Source organism: Novosphingobium sp. DS6-6 (assembly GCF_057784975.1).
This window is the reverse complement of sequence record NZ_JBYNTS010000008.1, coordinates 57,587-74,014: the sequence shown is the minus strand read 5'-3', so window position 1 is coordinate 74,014 and position 16,428 is coordinate 57,587. Positions and strand designations below refer to the sequence as shown.

The 16,428-nt window shown below is 65.3% G+C and carries 13 protein-coding genes; 5 read left to right on the top strand and 8 right to left on the bottom strand.

The window, feature by feature from the left end:
- Window positions 1–121 precede the first annotated feature (121 nt).
- The 4 genes from AC3EDY_RS11215 to AC3EDY_RS11200 all read left to right on the top strand — a co-directional run bounded on the left by AC3EDY_RS11215 (window position 122) and on the right by AC3EDY_RS11200 (window position 4,567).
- A complete protein-coding gene (locus AC3EDY_RS11215; RefSeq protein WP_488572580.1) occupies window positions 122–1,096 on the top strand; it encodes an NAD(P)H-dependent flavin oxidoreductase in 975 nt (324 codons plus the stop codon).
- A gap of 122 nt (window positions 1,097–1,218) precedes the next feature.
- On the top strand, window positions 1,219–2,175 hold the full coding sequence (locus tag AC3EDY_RS11210; RefSeq protein WP_488572579.1) for a carbon-nitrogen hydrolase family protein: 957 nt from the start codon (window positions 1,219–1,221) through the stop codon (window positions 2,173–2,175).
- The gene (locus AC3EDY_RS11205; RefSeq protein ID WP_488572578.1) at window positions 2,172–3,050 is read left to right on the top strand and encodes an amidohydrolase family protein; all 879 of its coding nucleotides are present in this window, start codon (window positions 2,172–2,174) and stop codon (window positions 3,048–3,050) included. The genes AC3EDY_RS11210 and AC3EDY_RS11205 overlap by 4 nt, the downstream gene beginning before the upstream one ends.
- Window positions 3,047–4,567 carry a class I adenylate-forming enzyme family protein gene (locus AC3EDY_RS11200; RefSeq protein WP_488572577.1) on the top strand — a complete coding sequence of 507 codons (1,521 nt, stop codon included), beginning with the start codon at window positions 3,047–3,049 and terminating at the stop codon, window positions 4,565–4,567. The genes AC3EDY_RS11205 and AC3EDY_RS11200 overlap by 4 nt, the downstream gene beginning before the upstream one ends.
- A 24-nt stretch (window positions 4,568–4,591) precedes the next feature.
- On the opposite strand, the gene AC3EDY_RS11195 is transcribed toward AC3EDY_RS11200, so the two are convergent.
- The 3 genes from AC3EDY_RS11195 to AC3EDY_RS11185 form a co-directional block, all read right to left on the bottom strand.
- Complete coding sequence (locus AC3EDY_RS11195; protein WP_488572576.1) at window positions 4,592–6,220, bottom strand: mechanosensitive ion channel family protein; 1,629 nt, start codon at window positions 6,218–6,220, stop codon at window positions 4,592–4,594.
- A gap of 104 nt (window positions 6,221–6,324) precedes the next feature.
- Entirely contained in the window at window positions 6,325–8,127 is a 1,803-nt protein-coding gene (lepA, locus tag AC3EDY_RS11190) for a translation elongation factor 4 (protein ID WP_488572575.1), read from the bottom strand.
- Window positions 8,128–8,184: 57 nt separating this feature from the next.
- Window positions 8,185–10,854: an EAL domain-containing protein gene (locus tag AC3EDY_RS11185; protein ID WP_488572574.1), complete on the bottom strand. Its 2,670-nt coding sequence runs from the start codon at window positions 10,852–10,854 to the stop codon at window positions 8,185–8,187.
- 163 nt (window positions 10,855–11,017) lie between these two features.
- Between AC3EDY_RS11185 and AC3EDY_RS11180 the strand changes: the two genes are divergently transcribed.
- Window positions 11,018–11,848: an alpha/beta fold hydrolase gene (locus AC3EDY_RS11180; protein ID WP_488572573.1), complete on the top strand. Its 831-nt coding sequence runs from the start codon at window positions 11,018–11,020 to the stop codon at window positions 11,846–11,848.
- Window positions 11,849–11,881: 33 nt separating this feature from the next.
- Here the strand turns inward: AC3EDY_RS11180 and AC3EDY_RS11175 are convergent, their stop codons facing one another.
- From AC3EDY_RS11175 to AC3EDY_RS11155, 5 genes are all read right to left on the bottom strand, one after another.
- Window positions 11,882–13,315: a methyl-accepting chemotaxis protein gene (locus AC3EDY_RS11175; RefSeq protein WP_488572572.1), complete on the bottom strand. Its 1,434-nt coding sequence runs from the start codon at window positions 13,313–13,315 to the stop codon at window positions 11,882–11,884.
- A gap of 132 nt (window positions 13,316–13,447) precedes the next feature.
- Complete coding sequence (dnaN, locus tag AC3EDY_RS11170; RefSeq protein ID WP_488572571.1) at window positions 13,448–14,566, bottom strand: DNA polymerase III subunit beta; 1,119 nt, start codon at window positions 14,564–14,566, stop codon at window positions 13,448–13,450.
- A gap of 241 nt (window positions 14,567–14,807) precedes the next feature.
- Entirely contained in the window at window positions 14,808–15,350 is a 543-nt protein-coding gene (locus tag AC3EDY_RS11165; RefSeq protein ID WP_488572570.1) for a hypothetical protein, read from the bottom strand.
- Window positions 15,351–15,370: 20 nt separating this feature from the next.
- The gene (gene fabG / locus AC3EDY_RS11160; RefSeq protein ID WP_488572674.1) at window positions 15,371–16,135 is read right to left on the bottom strand and encodes a 3-oxoacyl-[acyl-carrier-protein] reductase; all 765 of its coding nucleotides are present in this window, start codon (window positions 16,133–16,135) and stop codon (window positions 15,371–15,373) included.
- Window positions 16,136–16,152: 17 nt separating this feature from the next.
- Window positions 16,153–16,419 carry a GxxExxY protein gene (locus tag AC3EDY_RS11155; protein ID WP_488572569.1) on the bottom strand — a complete coding sequence of 89 codons (267 nt, stop codon included), beginning with the start codon at window positions 16,417–16,419 and terminating at the stop codon, window positions 16,153–16,155.
- Between the last annotated feature and the right edge of the window lie 9 nt (window positions 16,420–16,428).

Below are 16,428 nucleotides of genomic sequence, written 5' to 3'. Positions count from 1 at the left end.
CGGCATTCCTTCTAAACCGGATGCACACCACGTTCTGCAAAGGATTCAGTATGGTTAATGCCTTGCAGACCTGCCTTGGCGCTGGCACAGCGGCGCGGGACAACGAGGATCGCCGGCCAACATGATCAAGACCCGCTTTACGCAGATGTTCGGCGTCGAACACCCGATCGCGCAGGGCGGCATGCAATGGGTTGGCACCGCCGAACTGGTGGCCGCGGTGGCCAATGCCGGGGCGCTGGGGTTCCTGACCGCGCTGACCCAGCCCACGCCCGAGGCGCTGACGCGCGAAATCGCGCGTTGCCGCACGATGACCGACAAGCCGTTCGGCGTCAATCTGACGATCCTGCCGGCCATTGCCCCGCCGCCTTATGCCGAATATCGCCAGGCGATCATCGAAAGCGGGATTACCGTGGTGGAAACCGCCGGCTATCGCCCTGACGACCATGTTGCCGCGTTCAAGGCGGCGGGGGCGAAAGTGATCCACAAATGCACGGCCGTGCGCCATGCGCTTTCGGCGCAGCGGATGGGGGTGGACGCGATTTCGATCGACGGCTTCGAATGCGCCGGCCACCCCGGCGAGGATGACGTGCCGGGCCTGGTGCTGATCCCCGCCGCGGTCGACAAGATCACCATACCGGTCATCGCGTCCGGCGGGTTCGGCGATGGTCGCGGGCTGGCCGCCGCCCTGGCACTGGGCGCCGAAGGGATCAACATGGGCACGCGCTTCTGCGCCACCCAGGAAGCGCCGATCCACGATGGGATCAAGCAGGCGATCGTCGCCAACGACGAGCGGGCCACCACGCTCTTGTTTCGCAGCTATCGCAACACCGCCCGCGTGGCGCGCAACAGCGTGGCCCTGGAAGCGGTGCGGATCGAGCGCGAAGGGAAGCCGTTCGAAGCGATCGCCCACCTGGTCAAGGGCGCGCGCGGGCGCGAGGGCCTGCTGTCGGGCGATCCCGAACACGGCATCTGGTCGGCCGGCCTGGTGCAGGGCCTGATCCACGACGTGCCGACCGTGGCCGAACTGGTCAGCCGCATCGTGGCCGATGCCGAAGCGATCATTGCCCGGCGCCTGGGCGGCATGATCGGGCGCTAAGGCGGCGTAGACAAATTCCGCAACGCTGTGCTTGCCCCAAGGGACGCCCCCCTTGCACTTTCACGGCCTGGTCATACAACGGCCGGCGAGGCTCCGTTCGAGCGCCTGTCAAGGAGACGCCTGTGCCCCATCCCGTGGCCGTCGCGGCCGCCCACGTCGCCCCCGTATTCATGGACGCCATGGCATCGGCCGAAAAGGCGGCGCAATGGATTGCCCGTGCCGGCCGCGAAGGGGTGGACATGATCGTCTTTCCCGAAGTGTTCCTTCCCGGCTTTCCCTATTGGATCAACCTCTATCCCCCGCTGGTGCAGGCCGGGCTGACCCGCCGTTACCAGGATCAGTCGGTCGAGATCGACGGGCCGGAAATCACGCTTGTGCGCGAAGCGGCCAAGGACCATGGCGTGATCGTGGTGATGGGCGCCAGCGAGCGCGAAAAGGGTGGCCGCACCTGTTACAACAGCAGCATCCTGATTGATGGGGACGGCGCGCTGCTGGGCGTGCATCGCAAGCTCAAGCCGACTTATGCCGAACGCTATGTCTGGGGCCAGGGTGACGGATCGGGGCTGATCGTGGCCGACAGCCGGATCGGCCGGATCGGCGCGCTTGCCTGCTGGGAGCATACGATGAACCTGGCCCGGCAGGCCCTGATCGAAGACGGCGTGCAGATCCACGCCGCACTGTGGCCGTCGCTTTCGACGATGGCGGGGTTCGACCAGGTCGCCAATCAGCAGATCGAAGCGATGATGCGCAACCATGCCCTGACCGGGCAATGCTTCGTCGTTTCCGCGTCGAGCCCGGTGACCGCCGATCTGCTCGCGTTCCTCGAGCGTGAAATGGGGCCTCAGGAAATGCTGTGGGCGGGCGGCGGCTGGACGGCGATCGTCCATCCGTTCACCGCGCTGCTCGCCGGCCCGGTAAGCGGGGAAGAGGAGCAGCTCGTGGTGGCCCGGATCGACCTCGACGATCTCAAGGACGTGAAGCTGTGGCTCGATACCACCGGCCATTACGCCCGCCCCGACGTGCTGCGGTTGCAGATCGACCGGCGACCCCTGCCCACTTGCGTCGACATGCCGGCATGACGGGCGCGATCGACATCGTCGTCAATCTGTTCGGGCCCGACGAAGTGCGGGATGGGCAGACCGGTTTCGACGCGGCGTTCATGGCGCAGGTCCGCATGCCCGAACACATGCGCGGCGGCGTGGGCATGGACGATTACCTGCGCATCATGGACGAAGCGGGGATCGAGCACAGCCTGCTGATCGCGGTCCGCGCCGGGGACCCGGCAATGCGCGGCAGTTTCGAAATTCCCTATGCCCAGGTGGCGCGCTGGTGCGATGCGCATCCCGACCGCTTTTCCGGGCTGGCCGGGGTCGACCCCACGCGCGGCATCTCGCAACTGGCCGACTTGCGCCACGCGATCGACGATCTGGGCTTTGTCGGCGCGCACAGCTATCCGCACTGGTTCCGCCTGCCGCCCGATGCCGCCCGCTGGTATCCCATCTATGCCACATGCGAGGAACTCGGCGTTCCGATCATGATGCAGGTGGGGCAGAACCTGATCTATCAGAAGGATGTCAGGCTGCCTTCGGTTGCCCGGCCAATCACGCTGGATCAGGTCGCCATCGATTTCCCGACGCTTCGCCTGATCGGCATTCATGTCGGGACGCCGTGGGCGGACGAGATGATCGCGATGGCGTGGAAGCACGAGCATGTCTACATCGGCATCGATGCCTATGCGCCCAAGCATCTGCCGGCGTCGCTGGTGCATTACATGAACAGCTACGGCAGCGAAAAGGTGCTGTTCGGCACGGATTGGCCGGTGATCGATCCGCGTCGCGCGGTTGCCGAAGTCGAGGCGCACGGCCTGCGCGCCGAAAGCCACGCCCGCGTCATGCGCGGCAATGCCCTGCGCGTCTTTCCGCGCATGGCCGCGCGCATGGGCGTGACCGGGTGACGGGCGCCGTCCAGCCGCTTACACTGGGTCGGGGCATCCGCGCCGCCGCCGCGCGCGGACGGGACCGGCCGGCTCTGGTCCACGAGGGCCAAATCGTCTGCTATGGCACGCTGGTGGAGCGTATCGCGCGGGTTGCCAATGCTCTCCAGGCCAGGTTCGGCATCGGCGCCGGCGATCGTGTCGCGCTCGTTGCCCCCAATTGCCCCGCCTATGTCGAAATCGTCATCGGCGCGGGCGATCTGGGCGCCATTGCCGCCACGCTCAACCCGCGGCTCACACCGGCGGAAATGAAAGCGATCATCGCCGATTGCGACCCGCGGCTGGTGATCCTTCATCCTGATTGCGCCCCGCTTGCCGAAGTGGCCGATGGCCGCCCGATCCTGTGGCTCGGCCCGGATTACGAGGAACTGCTGGCCACGGCCCGGGCGACTGGCGGCGCGCACGGCCCGGCCGAAGGCGATCCGTTCGGCCTTGCCTATACCTCGGGCACCACGGGCCGGCCCAAGGGGGTGCTGCTGTCGCACCGCTCCCGCGCACTCACGGCTCTTGCCATGCAGGCCGAATATGGCTGTTTCGGCCAGGGTGACCGCTTTCTGGCCATTACCCCGCTGTGCCATGGTGCGGGTTTTGCCTTTGCCATCGCACCGCTGTTCTTCGGCGGCACCACGGAATTGCTGAACGGCGATGCCGGGGAACTGGCTGCCAGGCTGGGCGGCGGCGACATCGGCGGCGTGTTCCTCGTGCCCACGCATTTTGCCCGCCTGTTCGATCTTCCTCCCGCCGATCTTGCCCGGGCCGCGGGGCACCGGCTCAAGGCGATCATTTCCAATGCCGCGGCTTTGCCGCAGGCGATGAAAGAACAGACGGTCGCGGTCTTCGGCGAGGGGCTGCTGCACGAAACCTATGGTTCCACCGAAGCGGGCATCGTTACCAATCTGCGCCCCGACAGTATTCTGCGCAAACCCGGCAGCGTGGGCCTGCCCTTTGCCAACATGGCCATCGAGATCCGCCGAAGCGACGGCAGCCTTGCCGATTGCGACGAGCCCGGGGAGCTGTTCTGCCGTGGCCCGACGGCATTCAACGGTTACTGGAGACAGCCGGAAGCGACCGGGGAAGCCGTGATCGACGGCTGGATTACAGTGGGCGATGTCGGCGCGGCCGATGCCGACGGCTTTATCCGCATCGTCGACCGGCTGAAGGACATGGTGGTGACCGGCGGCATCAACGTCTACCCGCGCGAGATCGAAAACGTGCTGGCGGCGATACCCGGCGTACGCGAGGCGGCCGTCGTCGGGCGCCCCGATCCGCAATGGGGCGAAGCGCTCCACGCCGTTATCGTTCCCGCGCAAGCGGGCGAACTGCCCGCGAGCGACACGCTGGTAGAGGCCTGCCGCGCCATGCTGGCGGGGTACAAGATCCCCCGGGAATTCAGCTATGCCGATCACCTGCCTCGCAACGCCAGCGGGAAAGTGCTGAAACGGCAGATCCGGGACGAACTGGCCGCGACGCGGACGTAAGCAGTGCCGGTTGGGTCATTGCGGTCAGGAAGCGGCCGCCGCCGATGACGCCCGGGCCGGGGCAGCATCGGCTGCGGGAAGGCCTTCCAGCGTCAGCACGGTCCGCGCCGGCTGCGCCAGTTCGATGCCGGCCGCCTCGAACCGTTTCATGATCGTCAGCAGCACGTCCTGCCGCGCTCGCATCGCCTTGTCATAGTCCGGCCCGGCAAGATAGGACCAGACATCGATCGTCAGGGCATTTTCGGCAAAGTTGGTGAACGTGGCCCGCACGCCCTCGTCAAGCACACCGTCGTGGCCGAGCAGCACCTGCGTCACGATATCGACTGCCTCGCGCACTTTGGCGGCGGGCAGGCCATAGGCGAGGCCGATGGTGGGATTGAACAGGAAGCGATCGCGCGTCGCAAAGTTTTCGATCTGCCGCGCGGCGAAATCGCCGTTGGGAATGGTCACCAGCGTGCGATCGTTGGTGCGGATGCGGGTGGAACGGATGCCCACGTCCTCCACCGTGCCCGAAACATCGCCGACTTTGCAGAAATCGCCCACCTGCACCGGCTGATCGGCAATGACCGTGACACTGCCCACCAGGTTTTCGACTGTCTTCTGCGCGCCCAGCGCCAGCGCGATGCCGCCGATGCCCAGCGCGGCGATGCCGGTCGTGACATTGATGCCGAAGGTATCGAGCACGCCGACGACAGTGAAGACCAGCAGCAGCACCTTGGCCGCCCGGCGCAGCAGATTGACGACCGAAATGACCTGGCGCCGCTGGTGCAGGCGCAGGCGCCGCGTGGTCAGTTCGGCCACGGTATCGATCAGGCGCAGGGCGAACCACACCAGCGAGACCAGCGCCAGCGTGCCGCCATACCGCATCAGCGTCTGTCGGGCGACGATACCTACCGGCAAGTGATTGGCCCACATGAAGAAGATAGTGGTCGACAGGAACAAGCTGAGCGGCGGGAGCGCGGCAGTGAGGAACCGGTAAACCGGGCTATCCTGGCAATCGGGCACGATGCGGCGCACGACCATGAGAATCACCGCGGCCACGATGCGGAGCAACGCAAAGCTGACCGCGGCAAGGCCGAGCAGCAGTATCCAGTCGTTGACCGGGGCGCCGCCAATCATCCACGTATCCGGGCCGTTGCCGATCACACCCTCTTCGCGCGGAACGTCGGTCCGCGCAAGGATCTGCAGGGTTTCGGGCGCGACGCGCCAGACCACGACCGGCCCCTGCTGGCTGCTGGCGAGCAGGACGGGCACTTTCTGATTGCCCAGGTTCACCGTGCCGACCTGCTCGCGGTTGAACGGCAGATCGTCGTTCAGATCGCCCACCGCATCGTTGGATAACGCACCGAACGGGCGCAGCGAACCACCCTTGTCGAGCAGCACCTGCAGCCGCCGCGCCAGTTCCTGCGCGCCGTTGGCCAACCGGGGATTTTCCAGCCGCACCGACATGAAATGCGCGGTGCGTTCGTAATCGCGCTCGGCCAAGGCCTGGATCAGCCCGGCGACGGACGAGCGTGGCGTTTCCCGGCTATAGGGATCGCTCGGTGCGGCCGGGCTGGACGGCGCCGCGGGTTTGAGCTGAGCGTGGACCGCGGGCGCCGCGCATAACAGCAGCGCCAGCAAGGCGAAGCGGAACAGGCGGAAAAGGGGCAAGAGTCCTCCGGTCGTGCTGCTGCAGCGAACATGGCTTGCAACGTCAACCGGACGGCGCGCGGTTCGGTTCCCTGCACCTGGGTACAGGGCCTGCCCGTGCAGAGTTACTCCTCGCCCATGCGCAGTGCGGCGATGAAAGCTTCCTGCGGGATCTGCACGTTGCCGTATTCACGCATCCGCTTTTTGCCTTCCTTCTGTTTTTCAAGAAGTTTCTTTTTGCGCGTGACGTCCCCGCCATAGCATTTGGCCGTCACGTCCTTGCGCATGGCGGCAATGGTTTCGCGCGCGATCACTTTGGCACCGATCGCCGCCTGGATGGGGATCTTGAACAGGTGGCGGGGGATCAGGTCCTTCAGACGCTCGCACAGCCCCCGGCCCCGCGCCTCGGCCTGGCTGCGATGGACGATCATGCTCAGCGCGTCGACCGGCTCGTTGTTCACGAGGATGTTCATCTTGACCAGATCGCCCTCGCGCAGGCCGATCTGTTCGTAATCGAAACTGGCATAGCCGCGGCTTATCGACTTGAGCCGATCGTAGAAATCGAACACCACCTCGTTAAGCGGCAGTTCGTAGTTCACCTGTGCCCGCCCGCCGACATAGGTAAGCCCCGTCTGGATGCCGCGCCGATCCTGGCAAAGCTTGAGAATGGAGCCGAGATACTCGTCCGGGGTGTAGATCGTCGCCTTGATCCACGGTTCTTCCATGGTGTCGATCTTGACGACATCGGGCATGTCGGCCGGATTGTGCAGTTCCATGTGCGAACCGTCGGTCATCGTCAGGCGATAGACGACCGAGGGCGCGGTGGTGATAAGGTCGAGATCGTATTCGCGGCTCAGGCGTTCCTGAATGATTTCCAGGTGCAGCAGGCCCAGGAACCCGCAGCGGAAGCCGAAGCCGAGCGCCGCGCTGGTTTCCATTTCGAAACTGAACGAAGCATCGTTCAACCGCAGCTTGCCGATGGAATCGCGCAGCTTTTCGAAATCGGCGGCGTCGGTGGGGAAGAGGCCGCAGAACACGACAGGCTGCACTTCCTTGAACCCGGCCAGCGGTTCGGCCGCACCGGCCTTGACCGTGGTGATCGTATCGCCGACGCGGGCCTGGGCCACTTCCTTGATCTGCGCGGTGATGAAGCCGATCTCGCCGGGGCCCAGTTCGGTCAGTTGCTCGATCTTGGGACGCATGCAGCCAACCCGATCGATCAGGTGTTCGGTGCCGCCGGCCATGAACTTGACCTGCAGACCTTTCCGGATCACCCCGTCGATCACCCGCACCAGAATGACGACGCCGAGGTATGGGTCGTACCAGGAATCCACCAGCATCGCTTTGAGCGGCGCTTCGCGATCCCCGCCGGGTGCCGGAATCCGCGCGACCACGGCATCGAGCACTTCCTCGATGCCGATGCCCGCCTTGGCGCTGGCCAGCACGGCGTTGCTGGCATCGATGCCGATCACTTCCTCGATTTCGGCCTTGACCTTTTCCGGTTCGGCGGCCGGCAGATCGATCTTGTTGATCACCGGCACGATCTCGTGATCGTGCTCGATCGACTGATAGACGTTGGCGAGGGTCTGCGCCTCAACCCCTTGCGCCGCGTCGACCACCAGCAGCGCGCCTTCGCAGGCCGCCAGGCTGCGGCTGACCTCATAGGCGAAATCGACATGGCCCGGCGTGTCCATCAGGTTGAGCTGATAGGTCCGGCCGTCCTTTCCCTTGTAATCAAGGCGCACGGTCTGCGCCTTGATCGTGATCCCACGCTCGCGTTCGATATCCATGTTGTCCAGCACCTGGGCGGTCATTTCGCGCTCTGACAGGGCACCGGTAAACTGGATCAGCCGGTCGGCCAGCGTGGACTTGCCATGGTCGATATGGGCAATGATGGAAAAATTACGGATCAGCGCAAGGTCGGTCATGCGCCGCCGTTAGCAGGCCCCCGCGCCGCTGTCATCAGGGGCACGAGGCGCGGCAGATCATCCCACTTTGCGCGGCACCGCGCGCTCGGAAGCCGGCACGGGCACGGCGGCCCGCATCGGGACGACAGCGATGCGGCCGTTGTCGTCCGCCTTGAGCGGTGCGGAGAATTCGATGCCCATGCGATCGTCGCTGCTCCAGCGGCAGGTGCCGCTCACGGCATGGCCATCGGCCAGCTGGATCTGGAAATGGGTGCCCGGCGGCACGTTCCATAGCCCCTCGATGAGGGCGCCGGTCTGCGAGATGTTGCGCACCATGCCGTTATAGCTGTGCCCGGCACTTTCCAGCACCACTTTGCGCAGCATCGATTGCCGGCTGGCACGGGCCGATCGCGGCCCCTGGGCCACGGCGACAAGCCCGGTGGACAGGCGGGCCGCCGCATCGAGCGCCGAGAGTGGTTTTTCATAGATGTAACCCTGCACGTGGCTGCACCCGAGCATGCGCACCAGGTCCAGCTCGTCCAGTGTCTCGACGCCTTCGGCCGTGGTTTCCATGCCCAGCGCTTCGGCCAGGCTGACAATCGAGGCGATGATCGCCCCGTTGCGGCTGCCGGGCTGGGTGGCGCCACGCACGAACGACTGATCGATCTTGATCTTGTCGAACGGGGCGGAGCGCAGATAGCCGAGGCTGGAATAGCCGGTGCCGAAATCGTCGAGCGCCAGGCGCACGCCCATGGCCTTGAGCTGCTTGAACATCTGGTCGGTGCCCTCATCGTTGTTGAGGAACACGCTTTCGGTGATTTCCAGCTCCAGTCGCTCTGCCGCAACGCCGGCATGAGCCAGTGCCGAGGTGATGATCGTGGGCAAGGCCGGATTGGCGAACTGCAATGCCGAGACGTTGACGGCCACGCGCACCTCTGCCGGCCAGCGCGCCAGATCCTGGCACGCGGTGCGCAGTGCCCATTCGCCGATCGCGGCGATCAGGCCCGCTTCTTCGGCAATCGGAATGAACTTGGCGGGCGATATGTAGCCGTGCTTGGGATGCTGCCAGCGCAGCAGCGCCTCGAACCCGGTGATCCGTTCCGTCGCCGTCTGCACGACAGGCTGGTAGAACAGCGCGATCCCGCCATTGGCCACGGCATCGCGCAGGTCTTCCTCCAGTTCCCGCCGCGCTTCGGCATCGCTGTGCAGATCGGCCGCATAGAAATGAAACCGCCCGCGGCCGCCATCCTTGGCGGCATAAAGCGCCAGATCGGCGTTGCGGATCAGCGCTTCGCTCGTCACCCCGTCGTCGGGCGCGATGGCGATCCCCACCGATGCGCCGATCATCACCCGGCTGCCATCGATGACATAGGGAGCCGAAAGCTGCTCGATCACCTGGCCTGCCAGAAAGGCCAGATGGTCACGCTCGATCATCCCGGGAATGATCACCTGGAATTCGTCGCCGCCCAGCCGGCCCACGCGCCCGATATTGCCCACCGCCCTTTCCAGCCGCTGCGCCACCTGCTTGAGCAGCGCATCGCCTGCCGGATGGCCCAGCGTATCGTTGACCTGCTTGAACCGGTCGAGATCGAGCAGGAACACCGCACAGCAGCGGTGCTGAACCTGCGGTGCCACCAGGATCTTTTCGAGCGTCTGCGACATGCGCAGGCGATTCGACAGGCCGGTCAGCGAATCGAACTGCGCGAGGCGCGAGGCATATTCGGCCGAGCGGCGCTTTTCCGTCAGATCGGTGCCCGATCCGCGAAAGCCCTGGAAATTGTTGAACGTATCATAGGTGGGACGGCCGTTTATCTGCCACCAGCGCTCTTCCAGATCGGTGGCGGCGCGTACCGCCAGCTCGGTGAAGCTGGAGCGTGCCGAAAGGTGGAACGACAGCGTGCGTTCCCCCTCGCCGGCCTGATCCGACAGGTTGAACAGCTCGGAAAACGGGCGCCCGATCAGCTCTTCGACGCTGCGCCCCAAAACCTGGGCCACCGGGCGCGAAAGATAGGTGATCTGGCCGCGGCGGTCGGTCTCCCAGAACCAGCCCTGCCCGGTTTCCTCGTAATCGGCGAGGATTTCCTGCGCGCGCGTCTGGATGCGGGTTTCGATCTCCATCTGCTCGCGGGCACGCGCCTCGATCTCACGCTGGCGGAAATAGGCGGCCACCGCCACGGCCAGGCCGATGCCCAGCGTAACCAGCCCGCCCAGACGGCTCGCCGCGCAAGCGAGGCCGGCCCAGATCGCCACCTGCGCCACCAGGATGCCCGCCAGTTGCCCGCTTTCGAACATCGTCGCCAGCAGCGACAGCGTGACGATCAGCGCCAGCACCTGCAACCAGGGCACGGTGCCAAGGTCGGCCCAGTGGCCGAGCGCCGCTCCGAACAGGAACATCGGCATGCCCACCGCCAGGGTCATCAGCATCATGCGCGGTGCCGTGCCCGTTACCCCGGCGTTTTCCACACGCACGGCAAGAACGCCGAGAAGCGCCAGAACCACCGAGGTTATGCCCAGCGAGAGTACGGTTCCATCAGGCAGCGCGCCGTTGAGCAGCGCCAGGCCGGCAAGGCCCACGGCCATCGGCGCGGCCATCTGCGGCCATTCGCGGGCGATCAGACGGTTGCGGTGCCGCAGCGGCGCATGGCTCGACGGAACACGTTCGCGCCGCCGTTGCGTGCGTGCAAAGTCACGGCGATCCTGCCCCCGTGCTTCGGTTTCCAACTGCTCTGCCCCGGATACGTCTACCATGGTTACCGATGTGGCCTAACGGCTTTGAAAAAAGCGTTAAACAACCGGGCCCAGACACCTTAAAATCTGCCCACTTTTACCGCCCTTGCGAAACTGCTACGCGCGGTCCGGGGGCCGGATCAGCCGTGACCGTGCGAGAAACGGGCGTTTCGCGGGCAGGATCATGCTGCAACCGGCAGGAGACGACGGGATCGTGGCAAGTTCGAGCGCTGATTTTTCCATGGTTGGCGTGGCCGGGCGGCGGCTGCGACTGGGACAGTGGCACGTGCGTGCAAGCGGACCGCGGCCGCTGGTCCTGCTCAACGGGATCGGCATGAACATGGAACTGGTGGAGCCGGTGGCCCGCGCTCTGCCCTGCCGCCGGATCATCAGTTTCGATATGCCCGGAACCGGCAAATCGCCCGATCCGATCATCCCCTACACCGTGCCCAGCATGGCCCTCACGCTCGCGTCGTTGCTAGATCGCCTGCATCTGGGCCGGGTCGACGTGCTGGGCATCAGCTGGGGCGGCGCGGTGGCGCAGCAGTTCGCGTTCCAGCATCGCGCCAGGATCGGCCGCCTTGCCCTGGCCGCCACGGCCGCCGGGGCGGCCATGGTACCCGGCAGCCCTTCGATGATCAGCAACATGGCCGATCCGCGCGAATACACCCTGGCGCGCACGCTGCAGCGCAACCTCGCCTCGCTGTACAACGGCGGCGGACGCCAGGCGGTTTCGTTGAACGCGGCGATGCCGCCATCCGCGGTCGGCTGGGCCTATCAGCTTGGCGCCTTTTCGAGCTGGAGCAGCGCGCCCTTCCTGCCGCTGCTTTCGGTGCCGACGCTGATCATGCACGACAGCGAAGACCAGCTGATACCGCCTGCCAACGCGCAGTTCCTGCACGCCGCCATCCCCGGCAGCAGGCTGGAAATGTTCGACGGCGGCGGGCATCTGTTCATGCTGGCCGATCCCGAAAGCTTTGCCGCCCGGCTGCGGGCCTTCTTCGACGAGACCTGAGACAGCGACAGGACCAGTCAAGGCCAGAACCCGTCAAGCGGCGCGGCGCGGCAGCGCGGCCTGGGGCAGAACCGCGCCTTCCACCCGGAAATGGCGTACCAGATCGGCCATGCGGTCGGCCTCTTCGGCAAGACTGCGCGAGGCGGCCGTGGCCTGTTCCACCATCGCCGCGTTCTGCTGGGTCATCACGTCCAGAGCGTTGACCGTGGCCTGAATCTGGCGGATGTTGGCAGCCTGTTCCTGCGCCCCCTCGGCAATGTTGCTGGCCACGTCGGCAATCGCGCCCACGCGGCTGACGATCCGTTCGAAGGTCTCGCCTGTCTGACCCACCAGCGTGACGCCGCGTTCCACCTGTACCGAACTTTCGCCGATCAACGTCTTGATATCCCGCGCCGCGTCGGCCGACCGCTGCGCCAGGGCGCGCACTTCGTTGGCCACCACGGCAAACCCGCGCCCGGCATCGCCGGCCCGCGCAGCCTCGACCCCGGCATTGAGCGCCAGAAGGTTGGTCTGGAATGCAATGCCATCGATAACCGCGATGATCTTGCCGATTTCCGCAGCCGAACGGTGAATGTCGTTCATCGCCCGCACGGCCTCTTCCACCACCAGGCCGCCCTGGCGCGCATCGCCGTGCGCCTGCTGGACGGAGGAATGGAGCCCGGCTGCTTCGTCGGCCGTCGTGCCGACCGTGGCCGACAGAGTGGTGATCGCGGCCGAAGCCTCTTCGAGAGAGGCGGCCTGTTGTTCGGTCCGCCGCGCCAGATCGTCGGAAGCCTCGCGGATTTCCCGCGCCCCCGTATCGACCGCGCGCGACGTTTCGGAAACGGCAGCCAGCGCCCCGCTCACGTTTTTGCGCATGGTTTCAAGGTCATGTTCCAGGGCGGCATAGGCCTCTGGCAGGCCGGAAAGGGCCACGGTGAAATCGCCATCGGTCATCATCCGCACGGTGTGGCCCACCTGCTCCACCACGACCTCGCGCTTGCGCTCTTCCGCTTCGAAATAGGCAGACAGCGCCACGTCCATGTCGACGAGCGCCATCTTGACCAGCGTGGCGACGGCCCGGGCGCGGCGTTTTGACAGCGCGCCCGGGCCACGCCCGAGAAACTTCACGATCACGTCTTCCAGAACGGTGGCATAGGCGCCGATGTACCAGGCAGGGGCCAACCCGATGCGGGCGTGGATTTCACCGATCCGCTGAGCCCGCTCGACATAGGGCAGGCCTGGCGCGCGGCTGAACATGGCGCTCCAATGCGCCATCTGCTTGTCCCGCGCATGCCGCATGGCCTCACGCGAGGGAAAGAACCGCGCGGTTTCGGGCGTTGTGGCGATGCGATCGTAAAGCCGGTCCAGCGCCGGCGGCGCCGTGCGTTCCATGGCCGCGGCAATGAAACCGAAGCGCGCAACGTCTTCGCCGGTGATGTTGAAGAAAGACAGCTTGCTGTCGATGTCATGCTGGGTAAGGGCCATGGCTGTTCCTCGTCGGATAGGCTGACAAGGCCATAGCCATGCGGGATCAAGAGCGCCTGAAGCACGCGTAGGGGATCGCGCGGAGATGCCCGCCGGCCGCCGTCGCGGGCGCGCCGTACCCAAGAGGCGGGATCAGACCCGCATCGGCATCAGCACATAGAGCGCAGGGGCCTTGTCGTCCTTGCGGATCAAGGTCGGCGCGCCGGCATCGGCCAGGTGCAGTTCCACCGTATCGCCATCGATCTGGCTTAGTATATCCTTGAGATAATTGGCATTGAAGCCGATCTCGAACCCTTGCGCGGTATAGTCGGCAGGCAGTTCCTCGGCTGCGGTGCCGTTGTCGGGGCTGGTTACCGACAAGGTGACGCGATCGGTTTCCAAAGCCATTTTCACGGCGCGGGTCTTTTCGGTGGCGATCGTCGCCACGCGATCCACACCTTCATAGAAACTGCGCGGATCGAGTTTCAGCAGCTTGTCGTTGGCGGTGGGAATGACCCGGCTGTAATCGGGGAACGTGCCGTCGATCAGCTTGCTGGTCAGCACCACGCCATGTTCGCCACCCAGGGTGAACCGCACCTTGCTGGCCGAAAGATCGAGCAGCACGTTGGTATCGAGCACTTCTTCCAGCAGCTTGCGCAACTCGGCCACGCATTTGCGCGGCACGATCACGTCGGGCATGCCTTCGGCGCCTTCGGGGCGCGGCAGAGTATAGCGTGCCAGGCGGTGGCCGTCGGTGGCCGCGGCTTTCAGCACCTCTTCGGCGACGTGAAAGAATATCCCGTTGAGGTAATAGCGGGTTTCCTCGGTCGAAATGGCAAACCGCGTCCGGTCGATCAGTTCGGCCAGGACGCGCGCGGAAATTTCGAAGCTGGTCGGCAGATCGCCTTCGACGATCATCGGGAAATCGTCGCGCGGCAGCGTGGGCAACTGGAACCGGGTGCGCCCGGCTTTCACGATCATGCGGTTATCCGCCGTTTCGAGGCTGACCTGCGCGCCATCGGGCAGCTTGCGCGCGATATCGAACAGCAGGTGCGCCGACACGGTGATGGCGCCCGCCCCTTCCACCGCGACGGCGGGCATCGATTCCACGATCTGCAGATCGAGGTCGGTCGCCATCAGGCGCACCGAATCGTCGGGCGAAGCCTCGATCAGGACGTTTGACAGGATGGGAATGGTGTTGCGGCGTTCGACAACCGACTGGACATGGGAGAGGCAGCGCAAAAGGGTCGCGCGTTCGATGGTTGCCTTCATTCTCGTCTCGATCCCCAGTCTCGTAACCCGGCCGCTTCAGGCAAGCGCTGAAGCACGCCGGACTGGACGGGCAGGCGCCGTCCGGGTTGGCTGCACGCCGAAAGGCCATGGAATCACGGCCCGTAGCGCTGCGTTTCGGACCACCTTTCTTAGCGTGGAGTGCCCCTTGGGCAAGGCTCGGCATGCCCCGCCCCCGTGAAACTGTGCATAAATGACCCGGAAAGGGCAAAAAAGAGCGGTTTCAGTCCAGATCGCGCTGCCCGTCGAACATCAGCGCGGTCGCGACGATCCAGCCGGTGATGAGTTGCCAGCCCTGCGCCGTCACGCTCGCCGGCGGTTTCCCGGCCTTGTCGAGCGCTTCGCCGACAATGCGCAGATCGCCTTGCGTCACCTTTTCGGCGGGATTGTTGGCGTTGCCCGGGCCGATGTCGAGCGCCTGGTCGATCAAGCCGGCCCGGATGCCCAGAGCGGCCATCTGCCCGTCGAGCGCATCGCGCCCCATGCGCCCCCAGGTATAGCTGAAATAGGCATCGCGCTGCCGTTTGCCCAGCAACTGGTCTATGGCGCAGGTATCGGTAATGGCCCGCAGATCGGCCTGGGTGGCGTTGGCGGCGAGCGTCCCCGGTGCCAGGATCGCCTCGGCAACGCGCTGGTCCAGCCCCTCGGGCGCGGCCTTGATCGCACAGGCGAGCGCTTCGGGCGGGCGCGCCGCGGCGGGCGCCGCAACGCACAGCCCCAGCATCAGGGCCTGCACGATGATCCCCGTGACAGCGAACCCGTTCACGGCAGGCCTGTGCCAGCGCATCAAGCGAACATTGCCATGCCGCCGTTCACGTGCAGCGTCTGGCCGGTGACATAGCCGGCCTCCTTGCTGGCCAGGTAGGCGACGGCCGCGCCGATGTCCTGCCCCTCGCCCATGCGGCCCATCGGGATCCGGCCGTTGAGCGCCTCCTTCTGCGCATCGGGCAGCACGTCGGTCATCGCCGTGCGGATGAAGCCGGGCGCGACGCAATTGACAGTCACGTTGCGGCTGGCCAGTTCCTGGGCGAGGCTTTTCGACATGCCGACAAGGCCTGCCTTGGCGGCGGCATAGTTCACCTGACCGGGATTGCCGGTGGCGCCGACCACGCTGGTGATCGTGACGATGCGGCCAAAGCGCGCTTTCATCATCGGCTTCGCCGCCGCGCGCATCAGGCGGAATGCGGCTTCCAGATTGACGCGGATCACCGCGTCCCATTCCTCGTCCTTCATCCGCATCGCCAGATTGTCACGCGTGATGCCGGCGTTGTTGACGAGGATGTCGATCTTGCCCAGCGTGTCGAGCGCGGCGGGGATCAGCTTTTCCACTTGCTCGGCATTGGAAAGGTCGCACGTCACTTCGACATGATCGTGGCCATAGGTATCGTTCAGCTCCTCGCGGAACGTGCGCAGCTTGGCCGGGTTGGTGCCCGACAACGCCAGCCGCGCGCCCTGCCTTGCCAGCGCATGGCTGATCGCCGAACCAATGCCACCGGCCGCACCGGTTACGAGCGCGGTCATGCCGGTCAGGTCAAAAAGGCGGTTTTCCATCATCTTGGCTCCAGTTATCAGGATTCGCGCAGAGGCGCAGCGGCGCTGAGATTCTCGGCATTACGCGGATGCTCGTTGATCAACAGTCGCATGCCTTCCTTCATCGTTTCGCCAGAAAAGTTCAGCAACAGGCCAAGCGGCACGTCCATCAGCCGCACATACCTCAGAACCTGCCCGGCATGAGCCACGTTGATCCGTTTCACCGGCTTGGCCTCGATCACATCGCCGCCAATGGTGTCCATCGCTTTCATACGCGCTCTCTCTGCACCTTTGTGCGAGATCATTTTACCTAG